The organism is Bacillus sp. BSL6 (assembly GCF_052928345.1).
This window is the reverse complement of the sequence record NZ_JAVGCW010000003.1, coordinates 346,194-363,286: the sequence shown is the minus strand read 5'-3', so window position 1 is coordinate 363,286 and position 17,093 is coordinate 346,194. Positions and strand designations below refer to the sequence as shown.

At 35.0% G+C, this 17,093-nt stretch carries 12 protein-coding genes and 3 other annotated features; of the genes, 3 read left to right on the top strand and 9 right to left on the bottom strand.

Annotated elements, in window-relative coordinates; translation table 11 throughout:
* The 3 genes from eutG to RCJ96_RS12820 form a co-directional block, all read right to left on the bottom strand.
* Positions 1-1,203 carry an alcohol dehydrogenase EutG gene (gene eutG, locus RCJ96_RS12830; RefSeq protein ID WP_270794997.1) on the bottom strand — a complete coding sequence of 401 codons (1,203 nt, stop codon included), beginning with the start codon at positions 1,201-1,203 and terminating at the stop codon, positions 1-3.
* Positions 1,204-1,255: 52 nt separating this feature from the next.
* A complete protein-coding gene (locus RCJ96_RS12825; RefSeq protein WP_070805909.1) occupies positions 1,256-2,695 on the bottom strand; it encodes a GntP family permease in 1,440 nt (479 codons plus the stop codon).
* A gap of 206 nt (positions 2,696-2,901) precedes the next feature.
* Entirely contained in the window at positions 2,902-3,567 is a 666-nt protein-coding gene (locus tag RCJ96_RS12820; protein ID WP_270794900.1) for an HAD family hydrolase, read from the bottom strand.
* 196 nt (positions 3,568-3,763) lie between these two features.
* Here RCJ96_RS12820 and RCJ96_RS12815 point away from each other — a divergent pair, with 196 nt between their 5' ends.
* Together RCJ96_RS12815 and RCJ96_RS12810 are read left to right on the top strand one after the other, a co-directional pair.
* Positions 3,764-4,561: a lipid II flippase Amj family protein gene (locus tag RCJ96_RS12815; RefSeq protein WP_000028910.1), complete on the top strand. Its 798-nt coding sequence runs from the start codon at positions 3,764-3,766 to the stop codon at positions 4,559-4,561.
* 24 nt (positions 4,562-4,585) lie between these two features.
* A complete protein-coding gene (locus RCJ96_RS12810; RefSeq protein ID WP_416503785.1) occupies positions 4,586-5,155 on the top strand; it encodes a nucleotidyltransferase family protein in 570 nt (189 codons plus the stop codon).
* A 42-nt stretch (positions 5,156-5,197) separates the two neighbouring features.
* Here RCJ96_RS12810 and RCJ96_RS12805 read toward each other — a convergent pair whose 3' ends face one another.
* The 4 genes from RCJ96_RS12805 to RCJ96_RS12790 form a co-directional block, all read right to left on the bottom strand.
* Positions 5,198-6,103, bottom strand: a complete 906-nt coding sequence (locus RCJ96_RS12805) for an alpha/beta fold hydrolase (RefSeq protein WP_446699796.1) — start codon at positions 6,101-6,103, stop codon at positions 5,198-5,200.
* 46 nt (positions 6,104-6,149) lie between these two features.
* Entirely contained in the window at positions 6,150-7,490 is a 1,341-nt protein-coding gene (locus RCJ96_RS12800) for a sodium-dependent transporter (protein ID WP_416503783.1), read from the bottom strand.
* A 115-nt stretch (positions 7,491-7,605) separates the two neighbouring features.
* Positions 7,606-7,854, bottom strand: a binding site (T-box leader).
* 115 nt (positions 7,855-7,969) lie between these two features.
* The gene (gene aspS, locus RCJ96_RS12795; RefSeq protein ID WP_416503782.1) at positions 7,970-9,256 is read right to left on the bottom strand and encodes an aspartate--tRNA(Asn) ligase; all 1,287 of its coding nucleotides are present in this window, start codon (positions 9,254-9,256) and stop codon (positions 7,970-7,972) included.
* Between the two features lie 108 nt (positions 9,257-9,364).
* Positions 9,365-9,576, bottom strand: a binding site (T-box leader).
* A gap of 66 nt (positions 9,577-9,642) precedes the next feature.
* Complete coding sequence (locus RCJ96_RS12790; RefSeq protein ID WP_416503781.1) at positions 9,643-11,007, bottom strand: UDP-N-acetylmuramoyl-tripeptide--D-alanyl-D-alanine ligase; 1,365 nt, start codon at positions 11,005-11,007, stop codon at positions 9,643-9,645.
* Between the two features lie 82 nt (positions 11,008-11,089).
* Here RCJ96_RS12790 and RCJ96_RS12785 point away from each other — a divergent pair, with 82 nt between their 5' ends.
* Positions 11,090-11,569 (top strand): hypothetical protein, encoded by a 480-nt coding sequence (locus tag RCJ96_RS12785; protein ID WP_074607833.1) that lies wholly within the window; start codon positions 11,090-11,092, stop codon positions 11,567-11,569.
* A 259-nt stretch (positions 11,570-11,828) separates the two neighbouring features.
* On the opposite strand, the gene RCJ96_RS12780 is transcribed toward RCJ96_RS12785, so the two are convergent.
* Both RCJ96_RS12780 and ileS read right to left on the bottom strand, forming a co-directional pair.
* On the bottom strand, positions 11,829-13,340 hold the full coding sequence (locus RCJ96_RS12780) for a M36 family metallopeptidase (RefSeq protein ID WP_416503779.1): 1,512 nt from the start codon (positions 13,338-13,340) through the stop codon (positions 11,829-11,831).
* A gap of 318 nt (positions 13,341-13,658) precedes the next feature.
* Complete coding sequence (gene ileS, locus RCJ96_RS12775; protein ID WP_416503778.1) at positions 13,659-16,760, bottom strand: isoleucine--tRNA ligase; 3,102 nt, start codon at positions 16,758-16,760, stop codon at positions 13,659-13,661.
* Between the two features lie 53 nt (positions 16,761-16,813).
* Positions 16,814-17,053 (bottom strand) — a binding site (T-box leader).
* Positions 17,054-17,093: the final 40 nt, after the last annotated feature.

The window sequence follows — 17,093 nt, the reverse complement described above, 5'->3', positions numbered from 1 at the left end:
TTAAACACCTAATGTTTTTATAGAATCTTCATATCGATAATGAAAACATTCTCGATACAACTGTTTAATTTCATCATATGATGGCACACGTGGGTTATTTGCTGGACTTCCACTTTCAATTGCATCAGATGCCATTTTAGAAATAGCTTTTTCAAATTCAACTTCACCAATTCCGTATTCTTTTAAATTTGGAATACGAAGATCAAAGCAAAGTTTTTTTATTTCCCTGAGCGTGTAATCGGCTACTTCTTCATCACAATAAGAATACATATCTTTATTTAAACAACGTCCAATTTCCGCTAGTCTTTTTACTGCACTCACTTTTGTATATTCTAAAACTGTAGGTAATAGTATTGCATTCGATATACCATGTGGTACATGAAATAACGCCCCTACTGGTCTTGACATGCCATGAACTAACGTAACAGATGCGTTTGAAAATGCAATTCCAGCTTGTAAGGAAGCAATCATCATCGCTTCTCTTGCCTCCATATTCTCTCCATCTTCATATGCAATACGTAAATATTTCATAATACTTTCAATAGCAGAAAGAGCGAGTACATCTGTAAGTGATTGTGAAACTTTAGAAATATATGCTTCGACTGCATGACATAATGCATCTATCCCTGTTGCTGCTGTAATATGAGGTGGTACAGAACGTGTTAAAATCGGATCAATAATCGCTACTTGCGGGGTAAAACTCGGATGTTTCATCATCATTTTTACATCTGTTCGTTTATTCGTAATTACTGCTACACTTGTTACTTCTGACCCAGTACCCGAAGTTGTTGGAATTGCAATGAGCGGTAGCGGATCATTGTCTATTTCCATATCCTTTTGGACATAATCTTCTACTTCTCCGCCATTTGTATATAACACCGCAACTGCTTTTGCTGCATCAATACAACTTCCACCACCAAGACCGATAATAAAATTACACTTTTCCTCTTTACAAATAGTTAACGCCTCTAACACGTGTATATTTGTAGGCTCAGCATTTACTTTATTATATGTAATAACGGTAATACCTTTTGTATTTAATTGTTGTATACAACTCTCAACATATCCCAAATTCTCCATAATTGTATCAGTTACTATAAAAGCTCTTTTTCCAAACTTCTTGGATTGTTCCCCCAGTTTTTCAAGCGAATTTCTTCCATATAATACGGACTTCGGCATACGAAATTCAGCAACTTCTTGCAAGTACTCCACCTCTTCTTTCCCTAATTAATATTTTCGTCTATAAAATATCTATTTAATAAATTCCTGTTAAAGTATAGAACGCGATAACTAAAAATACAGCAAGCGTTTTCAAAACTGTAATAGCAAATATATCTTTATAAGATTGTTTATGTGTTAACCCAGTTACTGTAAGAATAGTAATGATAGCTCCGTTATGTGGTAATGTATCCATTCCTCCTGATGCCATTGATACGATACGATGCATTACTTCTAACGGAATATCGAATTGATTAGCTGCTGCAATAAATTTATCACCCATTGCACTTAAAACGATTCCCATTCCTCCTGATGCAGAACCTGTAATGCCAGCTAAAATATTCGTCGTGACTGCTCCGTTCACTAGCGGATTTGTAAACGTGGCAGAAATGCCATCTCTCATAATCGCAAAACCTGGAAGTGCTGCGATAACACCACCGAATCCAAACTCAGCTCCTGTATTCATTGTTGCAAGTAGCGCTCCACCAATACTTGTATTCAATCCAGCTTGGAATCCTGTTACTACTCGTTTCCAATATAATAATAACGTTGTTACTATACCTATGATAAGTGCTAATTCTACTGACCAGATTCCAACTACTGCACTTAATTCTACTTTTCCAAATGCTTTCATACCAATTGCAGAAAAATCAAAACCATTCGGATACCACTTCGGTATCATAATAGTAAAAACTTTATTCATTACACCTACTAAAATAAGTGGTATAAAAGCAATTACTTGCTGCGCTCTTGTAATTTCAATATTTTTAACCAGCTGCATATCTTTTTGTTCTGCTTGTAAAGAAGCTGCCATTTCCGTATTCCCATCGTTAAAACCAAAATATCCTTCTCCAGCTGCTTTCGCCTTCTTACGTCTACTTTCTAAATATAGTAAACCTAACGTAAGTACAAAAATTGCCCCTACAATACCAAGTATCGGCGCAGCATAAATGTCTGTTTTAAAAAACGTTGTAGGTATTACGTTTTGAATTTGTGGTGATCCAGGTAGCGCATCCATCGTAAACGTGACCGCTCCAAGAACAATTGTTCCAGGAATTAAACGTTTTGGAATATTCGCTTGTCGAAACAACTTAGCTGCGAACGGATATACAGCAAACACTACTACATACACACTAACACCACTATACGTTAAAATAGCACCCATTAATACAATCGCTAATATTGTACGTTTTTCACCAACTAACTCTATAATTGTCTTTGCAATTGAGTCCGCAATCCCTGACATTTCTACTACTTTCCCAAATATTGCCCCGAGTAAAAATACAGGAAAATATAGTTTAATAAAACCTACCATTTTCTCCATAAAAATATTCGAAAAGAAAGGTAATACAAAACTAGGCTCTGTCAAAAATACCGCAAATAATGCAAATATCGGTGCAAATAAAATAACAGAAAATCCTTTATACGCTACAAACATAAGTAAACTAAGTGCTAATAATATAATAACTAGCTCCAATTATACCCCTCCTTTAAACTGAAAATTCAAACTTTTATTGATAAATTTCAATTAATCCTTTGATTCTGACATCACTCCTCTTATTCATACAAATTTTTCATGCTAAAAATGTCTAATTATACATATTCGATTACATATAAAAAATCCCTTTAAACAAAAAACGATTTCATCATCATACGTTATAAAGGGATTATTAGTCTCTATATTTACTTCTTTATCAAACTATTTTCTAAGCAAAAATGATGTAATTCTATTACATCATTTACGATATGAGTCGCACCAACTTCGGTCAATTCTGTTTCACTACCATAGCCATATAAAACGCCGATTGATGCAATTCCATTCTGATTCGCACCGATTATATCGTGCTTTCTATCTCCAATCATAACAAGTTCTTCTTTATTAAGTTCTTCATTTGTTTGTAAAATATGAGCAATGATTTCTTCTTTTTTTATTCTTGTACCATCTAAATTACTTCCAATAATACCTTCGAAATAATTTGTTAGTTGAAAATGCTCTACAACTTGTTCAGCAAATATAGTAGGCTTTGAAGTTGCTATAAATAAACGATTTCCAGTATCTTTTAATTGTTTTAAAAGATTTGGAATACCCTCGTAAACATTATTCTCCAACAATCCACGTTGCTTTAAATATTCTCTGAAATAAAAAACAGCTCGTTCAACTTCTCCTTCATTCATATTATATCTCTCTACAAATGATTGCTGGATGGGTGGACCAATAAATGAATCTAACTCGCTTATATGTAATTCTTCAATACCAACCTTTTTTAATGCATACAATACTGAATTGACAATCCCTTCTTTCGGATCCGTCAATGTTCCATCTAAATCAAATAAATATGTTGTGTACACGTTTCAATCCCCCACTCATTTTACTTTATAAGTAACCTATAACAGATCTCCCCTCTTTCCCTTCTATTATAATACTATCATTATCTTTTTTTCTGAAAAATTACTTTTCCTATGTCACATACTTTCAGTTACAAAAAAAGATACATATGGTAAAGTGAAAAAGTTACAATTATTTTAATAGAAACTGGTGAAACAAATGTCAATTACGTTAATTTTTATAATGGCTTTCACAATTATTATCCATGCGGTTGAAACTAGCTCTTACAGTATTCGATTAGCTGGTGTACGTTTAAAAAAGATTGCCGTTGCCTTATCCGTCGTAGGAATGGTACTGCTTATTTCTAGAACATCTAACTTACTACAAGCCTTTTTAATCGGTGGTATTGTCGATGAAGCAAAACTAGATTCTTCTATTGATTTAGAGCATATTATACGTCTCGTTCTATTATCTGCTTCTATCGGTACATTACTTGCTATTATACTGTATCCAACTTTGACAAAACTATTTGGATACGTCATTCAAAATTTTGAAACAGATGGTTCATTCATTCGAATGATGAAGACGAATAACATTCAAAAGTTAAAGTACACAAAAAAATATGTACGCTTTCCAAAGTTAGAAATGATTCATAGACTACGCATTGGTGGTATTCCAAAACGTATTATGCTTATTAATATGTTTGCTACTGCTATTTATACAGCAGGTGTTCTTTCTGCCCTTTACGCTTCATTTCTAAATCCAGATTATGCAACAAACGCAAGTACAGCTTCTGGTCTTGTAAATGGTTTTGCTACAATTTTATTAACCGTACTACTCGATCCACGCATCGCTCTTTTAACAGAACGTGCTTTACAATCAGAGAATGGTGCTGAGTCTATGAGTAAAATGTACGGTTGGCTAATGATTTCTAGACTTTTCGGTACATTATTAGCACAACTACTATTTGTACCAGGTGCTTACTGGATTTTATGGATTATTGAACTAATACATTAATTTACTAGAAAGGTGAATATATCAATGAATATCCAAACAGAGCAACATATCATTCGCTTAATAGAAAACGACGAATGGATGATGGACGTATTACAATTAGCAAAATCACTAGAATTACCTGATTGGTGGATTTGTGCCGGGTTTGTTCGTTCTAAAATTTGGGATACTTTACATAACTATGAAGCTAAAACGACTATGTCTGATGTTGATGTGATTTATTATGATAGTCTACATAAAGATGAGATATACGAACAATCATTAGAAACGAAATTAATGAATATGGATGCTACTATCCCTTGGTCTGTAAAGAATCAAGCTCGTATGCACGTAGTAAATAATATGCCACCGTATTCTTCTTCTGTTGATGCTATTTCTAAATTTCCTGAAACAGCAACGGCGTTAGGAGTTACATTAGACGAAAAAAACAAAGTTATATTAACAGCTCCGTGTGGTATTGAAGATGTTCTTTCCTTACAAGTGAGACCAACAGCTCATTTTCTGGAATCAAAAGAGCGTATACATATGTACAAAAATAGAGTTATTAAAAAGAATTGGCAAAGTAATTGGCCCAACATTACAATCACATATCCATAAATTAAAAAAGGGTGCTTCTCATTTATAGAAGCACCCTTTTCTTCATTTCAAAAAATGTATGACTGTTTCTGCAAACCTATTTGCTTCCTCATAATGAGGTGAATGACCGCTCTCTTCAAATACGATATATTTGCCGTTTCGGGCATCTTTATTAAATGTTTCAATTTGTTTTTCACACGTTACAACATCATGTTTTCCTACAATTAATAACATTGAATTTTGTACATCTTTTATTTTTCGTAATAATGAAGTATGAAATGCTCCTTCTAATTTTAATCTATCAAAGTGGATCTTGGAGCGATTTGAAAATACTTCCCACTCTTCATCACTATATAAACTCTCGTCTGTCACATCTTCCTTGTAATTGTAAATCTCCATTCTATTTTCTTCTAGTTCGTCACTTAGTCTTATATAAGCATCTAACAACTCTTCTGAACTAGCATTGCTAGATGAATAAACTAAACACGCTTTTGCTACTTCTTCTTTTCCATACTTTTTCAATAAGTCCGCTGTCTTTTGTAACAAAGCTTTACTTGTTAATGCAAAATCGAAAGTTGGTCCTTCAAATATTATTTTCTCTATTGAACTTGGATATATCGACGCATATAACAACGCTACATATCCACCGAAGGAATGTCCAATTATAGACCACTTTTCAATTTGTAATGATTTTCTTAATTCCTCACAGTCTTCAATCAAATCATGTAATCCAAAAGCTTCGTCTTCAGTAATTTCTTCTGAGCGACAAACACCTCTTTGATCTATCATAATTACATATAAAGAATTTTTTAAACGTTCTGCTTGATGAAATGAAAAATCATAACAACTTTCTCCTGGTCCACCATGCAAGTATAGAACTGGTTTATTGTTAGGATTCCCATGCGTTTCAACGTATAGCTTTTTCCCTCTAATATTTATATATTCCCCTGTTTCTATCAAATTCGCCATAAACATCACCACCTTCTTTTTTTACTGAATATTATAACATTCATTGTTAAATAATCCCTATTACATTTAAAAAGACGATGATGATTGCAAGTGGCGCTACAAATCGAAGTAAAAATGCCCAACAAGTAAATACTTTCTTTCCGTAATTTCCACCTACAAAAAACTCTGCTTCTAGCACCTTCTTCTCCATTTTGAATGAAACGAAAATACTAATAAATAGTGCTCCAAGCGGCATTAATATATTACTAGATAAAAAGTCTACCGCATCAAAAATATTCTTTCCGAAAATCGTAATATCACTCCATATTCCAAATGATATAGCTGATGGTATACCTACTAAGAAAATGCCGAAACCGATCATCCATGATAATTTCGTTCTCTTTTCTTGTTCCCCATTTGCTAATGCTGAAACAACTGTCTCTAGTAAAGAAAATGCCGATGTTAATGTCGCAAATGTAAATAGTGCAAGGAATACTGTTAAGAAAAACCCACCGAACGGAATTTGACTAAATACAGATGGTAATACGATAAATAGTAATCCAGGCCCTTCTGTTGGTTCCATTCCTAATGAAAATACAGCTGGAAAAATAGCAAGACCCGCAAATAATGAAACAAATAAATTCAACCCAACGATTGTTATTGCTGATTTTGGTAAACTTTCTTTTTTATTTAAATAGGAACTATATGTGACCATTATCGAAATCCCGATACTAATCGCAAAGAATGATTGACCCATTGCGAACAAAATACTTTCTGAAGTAATCTTTGAAAAATCTGGTTGTAAGAAAAACTTCACACCTTTCATTGCATTATCAAGTGTTAATGAACGAATAATAAGAGCAACAAATAAAACGAACAACGCTGGCAACATATATTTACTTGCTTTTTCAATTCCGTTTTGTACACCTTTTGATACAACCCAAATCGTAATGAACATAAAAGCGAAATGTCCCATAATTGCCCAAACGGGATTTCCAATTGTTTCAGTAAATAATGAACCGTAATTTTGTCCTGGAGTAATAAGTTGTCCCGTTACTCCTCTGAATAAATAAATTAACACCCATCCACCTACAACACTATAAAACGAAAGTAGTATAAAACACGTTCCGACGCCAAGGCGTCCAATCCAGTGCCACCCTGTATTTGCTGCAATACTTTTAAATGCACCAATTGCTTGTTTCTGCGTACTACGTCCAATCATAAATTCAGCTATAAGTAGTGGTAATCCAATTAATACAGTAAATAATATAAAGATTAAAAAGAATGCTCCTCCCCCGCTCTTGCCGGCGATATAAGGAAACTTCCATATTGCGCCAAGTCCAATTGCCGATCCGGCTGCAGCCATTATAAAACCTAATTTCGAAGTCCATTGCTCCGTCTGTTTCATCTCATTTTCCTCCTAATAGAATCATTTTATATAAATAATTAAATTTTATAGACCAATCCGAATAAACCCTCCATTTCTATTTCCATAAAATAAAAAATGGCTCAACGTCTCTATATAAAGAGACGCTAAGCCATTTACTTAACGCGGTACCACCCTTATTGATTCCATTATGAATCCACCTTAGTAGTAATCGTTTGATTACAAACCTAATATCGAAGGTTAACCGTTAAGATTTACTAAGAATGTGATTCCGTTCCACCTTACTGCTCCTAGGCGAGTTCAGGATGTCATTTGACTATGTCACACCAACCCATAGCTCTCTGTACAAATATACGACCTTACTACTCCTATTCAACACATTTAAATATTTAGAATATATTTTCTTTTGAAATTAATATGAAGTATATCGGTTATATTTGTAACTGTCAAGGGAGATATTAAATTTTAATGAGAAAATGCGGAATTTCCTTCCCCTATTATTAAGGGATAAGCCTTGTACAGTCCCTTGGAAAAGCACTCGCCTCTCGTACATTTGTTAATTCTAATAGTTTGTATACAACTCTCTCTAACCCAATTCCAAAACCACCGTGCGGGGGACAACCGTATCGAAATGTATTTAAATAAGATTGAAACTTATCGGGATGTAGTCCTTTTTCGTTAAACGAAGCGAGTAACATTTCATAATTATGAATTCGCTGTGCTCCTGATGTTATTTCTAATCCTTTATATAGTAAGTCGAATGAATCGGTAATAGATGCATTCTCTTTATTCGGCATCGTATACATCGGTCTCGCTTCTTTCGGATAATGTGTAATGAAAACAAACTCACTCTTATATGTTTCCTTCACATATTTCCCTAGTAGCTTTTCACCTTCTGTATCTAAATCCCCAATTGGCGATTCTTTCCGATACTTACTTTTCAAAATTTCTTGTGCTTGTAACAATGTAATTTTCGGTATTTCTGTAATAACAGGTACTTCTATTTGTAATAGTTGTAGTTCTTTTTCACAATTTTTTACTACTTGTTGAAACATATATCGTAATACATCCGTTTCTAATTGCATCACTTCATGAAAATCATTTATAAAGCCAATCTCTACGTCTAACGATATATATTCATTTAAATGACGGGAAGAATTGTGATGTTCCGCTCTATATACAGGTGCGATTTCAAACACACGTTCTAATCCTCCCGCTACCATCATTTGCTTATAAAACTGTGGTGATTGAGCTAAATACGCTTCTTTTTGGAAGTATGGCAACTTAAAAACATTTGCTCCTCCTTCTGCCCCTTGCGAAACAATTTTTGGAGTAAATATACGTGTGAAATCGTTCTCTATAAGGAATTCACTAAAGCTATGAACGAACGTAGATTTCACTTTAAATATCGCCGCGATTCTCTCATGTCTTAATGATAATACCCGCTCATTAAATAGTTGATCTAAGCCAACTTGTAACTTCTTTTTATTTATTTCAAATGGAAGTTGTTCTGCAACGTTTATTACTTTCACTTCATGCGCAAGTAATTCAACACCCAATTCCGTTTTCGTTGTTTCGACTATCTCGCCGATTACATGGACGACACTTTCTACATCAACTTTATATCCAGCTAATTCATTTTCTAATACACATTGAATTACCCCTGTTCTGTCCCGTAATAATAAAAAACTAACATTTCCAAGATGACGAATCTTTTTTACCCATCCTTGAAGTAATACAACTTTTCCGCTTTGCTTTGTACATTCTTTTGTGAGTGAACGCTTCATTACATTTCCCTCCAGTAAATTTATATTTATTTACGTTATTATTGTTGTCATCGTCATCATCCACGGTCACTCACCTCCCTTCAAAGAATACAAAAATCCGCCCCTATAAATAGGGACGGATTTTTCCGCGGTACCACCCAAATTGTCATAATGACCATCTTAGCCCTGATAACGGTAGGTACCGTTTGCTTTTACTAATTATCACGTTCAAAGCAACACTCACAGGTGTCTTTCCATCATGCGGTATCGCAATCTTCTCAGCAACCGATTGCTCTCTGTAGACCTTTGCATCATGTACTTTTCCTGATCATCACTTTTTATATTTACAGAGTATTCTATCTCTTTGTTTTATAAAACGCAAGTCTTTTTAAATATATTTTGATTTTTCAAATCCACTTTTGTACAATCTCCTCTAAAGCCATTCCACGTGAGCCTTTTAATAATACAACATCATTTTGCGTTATAATTTTTAATACTTCCTCTGCTATCTCGGCTTTATTATCAAATGATTGTACTTTTCCTGCATGATAGTTCTTTCTTGCTTCTTCCGCTACAATTTTAGCTAACTCTCCATACGTAAATACATATTGAATGCTCTCCTCATTTAACATTTTACCAATTTCTCTATGATATGTTTCACCTTTCTTCCCTAACTTCAACATATCCCCAATCACTATCATTTTTTTCTTATAGGCATTTAACTTCTGTAACGTTTCAATTGCAGCCTTCATGGAGGAAGGACTGGCATTCCATGCATCGTTAATAATTGTAAAACCTGTTTTAGCGGTTAAAAACTGAAAGCGCATTTGTGTAATATTTATTTGCTGCAATGCTTCTTGTATTTTTTCTATAGGGACTTTGTAAAATTGACCTACAGCGATTCCGACAATCGTATTAAAAATATTATGTTCTCCATGTAAGGGAACATCGTACTGTATTTTTGTATGATTTAATTTAAAATGAACACCATATTCATCTAATTGTACGTTCGTTGGAAACAAATCATTTGTATACTTTCCACCAAATGACTTACTTTCTATACCTAGCATATTAATATTTTGAGAAAGTAATGGCTCGTCGCCATTATATAGGAACAGTCCATCGTCATTTAATCCGTCTATAATTTCAAATTTAGCCTTCGCAATCTTTTCTCTTGATCCAAGCGTCTCTAGATGTGACTGTCCAATCATTGTAATAATCGCTACATCTGGCTGTGCGATTCGTGATAAATTTCGAATTTGTCCTTTTTCACTCATTCCCATTTCAAGTATTAAGAACTCAGTATTTCGTTCCATTTCTAAAATTGTTAACGGCAAACCGATTTGACTATTAAAATTACCTTTTGTTTTATGCACTCTATAAGTTGAACTTAAAATGCCTCCTATTATATCTTTTACGGTAGTCTTGCCATTACTACCAGTAATTCCGATCACTTTTACATTTATCTCGCTTCGATAAAATTGTGCCAATTGTTGCAAAGCAAACAAAGTGTCATCTACAAATATAATTGGAATCCCTTTTGGCGGAGTACCGTAAGACTTTTTCCATAAGGAAGCGACAGCTCCATTATCCATTGCTTCTTTCACATACTCATGCCCATCTTTCACCCTAATGATTGGAACAAATACATTTCCTTCTTTCATGTTTTTGGAATCTATGCAGACACCATGCATCTCTATAAGATGAAACGATTCTTGTAATCCTTCTCCATTTACTACCTCTTCAAGTTTTTTCAAATTCATTTGAATCATAGCATCACCTATTTTCCATTTAATTACATATTTACCGTTTGATTTACGCATATTAATAAAAATTTTATAGTGAGGTGTTAATATGAAAAAAGCGATTAGTTTCTTTCTTCTTTTGTTATGCTTAATTGTAGTGAATGAAACGTACGCCTATTCACCAAAATCTTTACCTATCTCTCAAAACTCTGATCAATGGCAAGTGAATATTGATGAACCGAAAAAAGTAAACAAAAAAAAGCTTCAAGCTAAAAAAGATGAATTTCAAACATATCAATTTTCAGTAAAAAATGTTGGAAACAGTGAAGTATATAACGTACAAGTCGAAGTATTCCGCAACGAGCCAAAAACAAAAACGAAATATGAACTCTTCTCCCTAAAGGAAAGTCGTTTAGCAAGTGGAAAAACCGGATTTGAACATGCTAATTTTCCACTTGCTACAAAAGCAGATGAAGTTGATGTAATCATTACATGGCAAGAACACCCTTTCCGCTCCATGAGAAATGGTCAAAAAGTGGAGTCTAGAAAATTTAAAGAGCATTTTGTTTTTAAAGATGAAAAAAAATAAAGTGAAACTTTAATCAGTGGGGGTTTTGTTCATCCCCCACTGATTATTAGTTGAACCAATCGGACTTTTACGGACAGTTGATCCCCCACCTAACTTCTTTGCTTCCGCTGAATTTTGAGGTGGGGGTCTTACTGCTCGTTAAAGCGGGATAAATGGAATGCGAATAAATTCACATTATCATCTATATAGCTTACTTTACTAGTACCAGTTCTAAAGCAAATTAAAAAGTCGTGGCTTATACATGCCACGACTTTTTATATTAATTCGTACTAATTCCTCTCGCTGCCCAAATACGATCGATATCAGTGGCATGTTGTCCGCCATATAAAAGAGCATCCGCTTGCTTAATTGCTTTTGCTCCATCACTGAATTTAGAGTTTGGTGTTAACGACCAGTGCGATTGTAAAATAATTTTCGTTGCTACATCACGACCAAATGCTTGCGCCATCTCATATTGTCCTTGAGCCCAAATTTCTCCATCATCATGTACTTCATTCGTAATATCTTTCGGATACACTTTATTATTATCTAATCGGCGTAAGCACGTCGGATCTGAACTAGAATAAGCAGTCGCATCCCATTCTCCAACACATGCTTTTCCGTAGCCTGTTGTCGATACTGCATCTTCATACGTAGCACCTAAGAAATCACCAAACCCTTCTCCCATCGCTCCACCTTCTGCAGAACTACCGAAGCCAGGAACTTGGTTATCTTGAATTGAATGTCCATATTCATGTGCGATAATACCAGCATCTTCTGCATCATCTACTCCACCAGTACCAAATGTTAAAGCTTTCGTTGTCGGAGAATAAAACGAGTTGTCCGCCGTTGTTCCATTCACATTCACTTTAATAGAGCGATTATTAATATTTTTAAAACCTAGACTTTGAATGTAACGTTGTAAAGTATCGATATGATAATACGACATCACATCTTCAAAGCTATCATTTGCACGTGTATAGTTAAATTGTAAGTTTGTAGATTTCGTTTTTGCTTTTGAAGAAATCGTTACATACTCTCCAATTAAAAATCCTGTCCCATCTAAACCTTTTAACGTAACAGTCTTTAATTGGTTCGTTAATGCTGTTGAATCTGCATCATTGTTATCTTTTAAACCTACTTTACTACCGCTAGATACGACTGGATTAGGTAAAAATACTTTTCCTGATCCTTCTGCTTTACGGTTTATATCAACTTTTTTAATTAACTTCCCATTTTCTGCATCAATAAATGTTTCCCATGCACCAAACGGATTATTAGAATGGACTACAACTTTATATACTGGACGAGCAATTCCTTCTTCCACAATATATCCGAATTCTTTCTCTGTAGGAGCCCATAAGTTTTGCTCACTTGCTTCTCCAACATACGCCATTGATTTTTGTATTGCATCTTTTTCACTAATTTTTGTCGTTACTTCCTTCACACCTTTAACAGATTGATAATCAGAAACAGCAAGTACTCCCTTTCCCTCTCCGTTAAGAGTAACTGTTATTTGTTTTGAAAATACAGGTGCACCATTAACCACTTGTTGGAACCTAACATATGAAGCTACTGACGTTTCTGTTGTAGAAATATATTGTAAGTCTGAAAGGTCTGGCTTTAATCCGTACTGATTGGCATTCCCTTTTAAATATTCAATAGCTTTTTTCTGTGGCGAATAAGCTTCCACCTTTACTTGTTTCTTTGTCTCTACTGCAGAAACAGTAGAAAGCGTTCCCATTACTAATGGCACAGTCATCGCCATTGCCACCATTTTTTTATTAAACATAGAACCACTCCCCCTAATAAAGTAGCTCAACCTTTTCCCATTCCCACTAGGCAATCATTCTTTACAAAATGGATGGATAAAAATTGAATCTACGTTTAATTCTCTATAAACAATTCTATTACCTTTCCATTTAGGGTGAGTGAAAGTTTCTCAATATTTATGTGTAAAGTGAAAACAATACTGTAGAAATATACTTCTACAGTATTGTTTTTGATAAGATATGTGCTAGAGGTTCTATCGAATGGATTATGCGGAAAATAACCGGATACATTTCCAGCACACAAAAAGGAAGTTGGAATCATTCCAACTTCCTTTTCTTTAATTAGCTGAACTTAATTTAATGCGGACTTTTGTCTCACCTAAAGAAAGTTCATCGTCTTCATTCGTTAAGTGACCAAATGTAAATTGTTTAACGAGTAAGTTTTCTTCCAACAACTCTTTATGATTCGTTAACGTTTGCTGTAGCTCTTCCTCTGTATCAAGAATAACATCCACTCGTAAATTTACTGGTAAATTCAACTGCTTACGATATTCTTGAACGGCGCGAATAAACTCACGTGCTACTCCTTCTTGTAACAATTCTTCCGTTACATTCGTATCTAACATAACTGTATATTGTCCGTTAGTTGTATTAGAGAATCCAGATTTCGCAACTTTCTCTACTAATACATCTTCAGTCGTTACAACTACTTCTTCTCCTGATGCTGCTTCGTAAACCGCTCTTTCTGTAGAGACAAAGTTTTGTACCTCGTCTTGTGATAATTGTTTTAACCAGCCATTTACTGCATTTACATTCTTACCAAACTTCGGTCCTGCCGTTTTAAAGTTCAGCTTTAATTGATATGATGTGTATTTCGTTTCATCGAGTTCAACATGGAACGCCTTCACATTTAACTCATCCATGACGATATCACGATAAGATTCCCAGTCCATATCACTTTCATTATGCTCAAGTAGTACAAGTTCCGCTAACGGCTGTTTTACTTTTAAAGAATGCTGATTACGGTTACTTCTTCCAAGTTCAACAACTTGTAAAACTGCATCCATCTCTGTTTCTAATTTCGGCTGAAGTAGTGATTCATTTACAATTGGATAATCCTCTAAATGAACGCTACTTTCAGTTAAATTCAAATGAATATCTTCAGCGACAAACGGTGTAAACGGTGCGATTAATTTACTAATTGTCACAAGCACTTCGTGAAGTGTCTCATACGCAGCTGCTTTTTCAGCATTCATACCAGATTCCCAGAAACGATTACGTGATCGTCTTACGTACCAGTTACTTACTTCATCTACAAGTGCCGCAATTTCACGAGCCGCATTCGTAAATTGATAATCATCAAGTGCTGTTCTCACTTTTTTCGTTGTACTATGCAATCTTGATAATACCCATTCATCCAATTTCGTCCGCTTTACGTCATATGTTTCATTCGGATTATACTCATCTAAATTTGCATATAAAACGTAGAAGCTATACACATTGACTAACGTATCTACAAATTTAGATTTCGCTTCCAGTACTGTTCTTTCAGAAAAACGTTTCGCATTCCACGGAGCACTATCAACAAGTAGAGCCCATCTTAAAGCATCTGCACCAAACTGATTTACTAAATCAACTGGATCTAGTGCATTCCCTTTACTTTTAGACATTTTCTGTCCTTCTTCGTCTAATACATGCCCTAGTGATAACACTCGTTTATAAGGCACTTTTCCTGTATATAGTGCTGATACTGCTAATAAACTATAAAACCAGCCACGTGTTTGATCAATACCTTCTGCAATTACATCTGCTGGAAACTGTTCTTCAAATAACTCTTTATTTTCAAATGGATAATGATATTGCGCAAATGGCATGGAACCACTATCAAACCAAACATCAATTACTTCTGGTGTACGATTCATCGCACTTCCGCATTTTTCGCAGTTAACTTGCACTTCATCTACATACGGCTTGTGCAATTCTAAATCTTCAGGTGTTTCTTTCGTACTATGCTTTCTTAAATCACCAATGCTTTTCGGTGCGAATTGATGATCGCAACTTTCACATTCCCATACGTTTAATGGTGTTCCCCAATATCTATTTCGGCTAATATTCCAGTCCACCATATTTTCTAAAAACTTACCAAAGCGTCCATGTTTCATATGGTCTGGATACCAAGTAACAGAATCGTTATTTTGTAAAAATGTATCTTTAATTGCAGTTGTTCGGATTAACCAACTCTCTCCTGCATAATAAAGAAGTGGTGAATCACAGCGCCAGCAATGTGGGTAACTATGTTCATACTTTTCTTTATGGTATAGTAAGCCTTCCTTCGCTAAATAACGAACGATATCCACGTCACAATCTTTTACAAATTTCCCTTTCAAAAATGGTACTGCTTCTGTATACTCACCTTTCTCATCTACAACATGCAAGAATGACAACCCTGCACTTTGAACGACTCTATAATCGTCCTCCCCATATGCTGGAGCGATATGAACGAGTCCTGTACCACTATCTGCCGTTACAAAATCTGCTGCGATAACGTGGTAGCCATTTGTAACTTCGTTCATTGGAAATGGCGGCATATAAGATGTGCTTACTAATTCTTCTCCTTTATGAACAGATAATACTTCATAGTTTTCTTTTAATACATCTCGTACACGTTCTTTCGCAACAATGTATACATGACCTTCTTGTTTCGCTTTCACGTATTCCATATTTGGATGTACAGCGAGCGCGACATTTGCTGGAAGTGTCCAAGGTGTTGTTGTCCAACCTAGGAAATATTCATTTTCACTATCTTTCACTTTAAACTTAACGGTTGCACTTAAATCTTTTACTGTTTTATACCCTTGTGCAACCTCATGTGAACTTAGTGAAGTTTGACAGCTTGGGCAGTATGGTGAAACTCTATGTCCTTTATACAATAAACCTTTTTCATGAATCGTCCCTAAAATATGCCATACACTTTCGATATATGGATTCTCTAACGTAACGTATGGATCATCCATATCGACCCAATAACCGATGCTTTCAGTGAATTCACGCCACTGCTTCTCATATGTGAATACACTCTCTTTACACTTCTGAATAAAAGGCTCAATTCCATACTCTTCGATTTCATGTTTACCAGAAATACCAAGTTGTTTCTCAACACCTAATTCTACAGGTAAACCGTGTGTATCCCATCCCGCTTTTCTTAACACTTTATAACCAGACATCGTTTTATATCTTGCTACTACATCTTTAATTGTTCGTCCAAGTGCATGACCTACATGCGGTAGTCCGTTCGCCGTTGGTGGTCCTTCATAAAACACAAAAGATTGTGCGCCTTCTCGATTCTGAATTGATTGCTCGAAAATACTTTGCTCGTTCCACTGTTTACGAATACGTGTTTCTCTCCCTACAGCTGACTCTTTTACATCTACTTTCTTCATCTACAATCACTCCTTTTTATGTTTTAAAGCACACAAAAAACCCGTCCCTATAAAGTAGGGACGGGTTTAACCGCGTTACCACCCTAATTCTATTAGCTCTTCACTAATAGCACTTAGCAACGTACGATCATACGTGTTCTTTGTAACGGTAGACATCCGTCCGGGCTTACTCATTTTCAGCCTCGGCTCCTCGGAGATGATTTTCAAATAACGTCTGCACACCGGCTTTCAGCAACATACCGGCTCTCTGGGGAACAGTACACTATTTTACTCTTTCTCGTCTTCAGATTTGTATACTTTGTTAAAAGCTATTTTATGGCATTTGGCAACTAA

Excerpts from the sequence above, each read along its gene's own strand:
- RCJ96_RS12790 (WP_416503781.1), bottom strand. The coding sequence starts at position 11,007 with ATGATTCAAATGAATTTGAAAAAACTTGAAGAGGTAGTAAATGGAGAA.
- RCJ96_RS12810 (WP_416503785.1), top strand. The coding sequence starts at position 4,586 with ATGAATATCCAAACAGAGCAACATATCATTCGCTTAATAGAAAACGAC.
- aspS (WP_416503782.1), bottom strand. The coding sequence starts at position 9,256 with ATGAAGCGTTCACTCACAAAAGAATGTACAAAGCAAAGCGGAAAAGTT.
- ileS (WP_416503778.1), bottom strand. The coding sequence starts at position 16,760 with ATGAAGAAAGTAGATGTAAAAGAGTCAGCTGTAGGGAGAGAAACACGT.
- RCJ96_RS12805 (WP_446699796.1), bottom strand. The coding sequence starts at position 6,103 with ATGGCGAATTTGATAGAAACAGGGGAATATATAAATATTAGAGGGAAA.
- RCJ96_RS12780 (WP_416503779.1), bottom strand. The coding sequence starts at position 13,340 with ATGTTTAATAAAAAAATGGTGGCAATGGCGATGACTGTGCCATTAGTA.
- RCJ96_RS12800 (WP_416503783.1), bottom strand. The coding sequence starts at position 7,490 with ATGAAACAGACGGAGCAATGGACTTCGAAATTAGGTTTTATAATGGCT.
- RCJ96_RS12785 (WP_074607833.1), top strand. The coding sequence starts at position 11,090 with ATGAAAAAAGCGATTAGTTTCTTTCTTCTTTTGTTATGCTTAATTGTA.
- RCJ96_RS12815 (WP_000028910.1), top strand. The coding sequence starts at position 3,764 with ATGTCAATTACGTTAATTTTTATAATGGCTTTCACAATTATTATCCAT.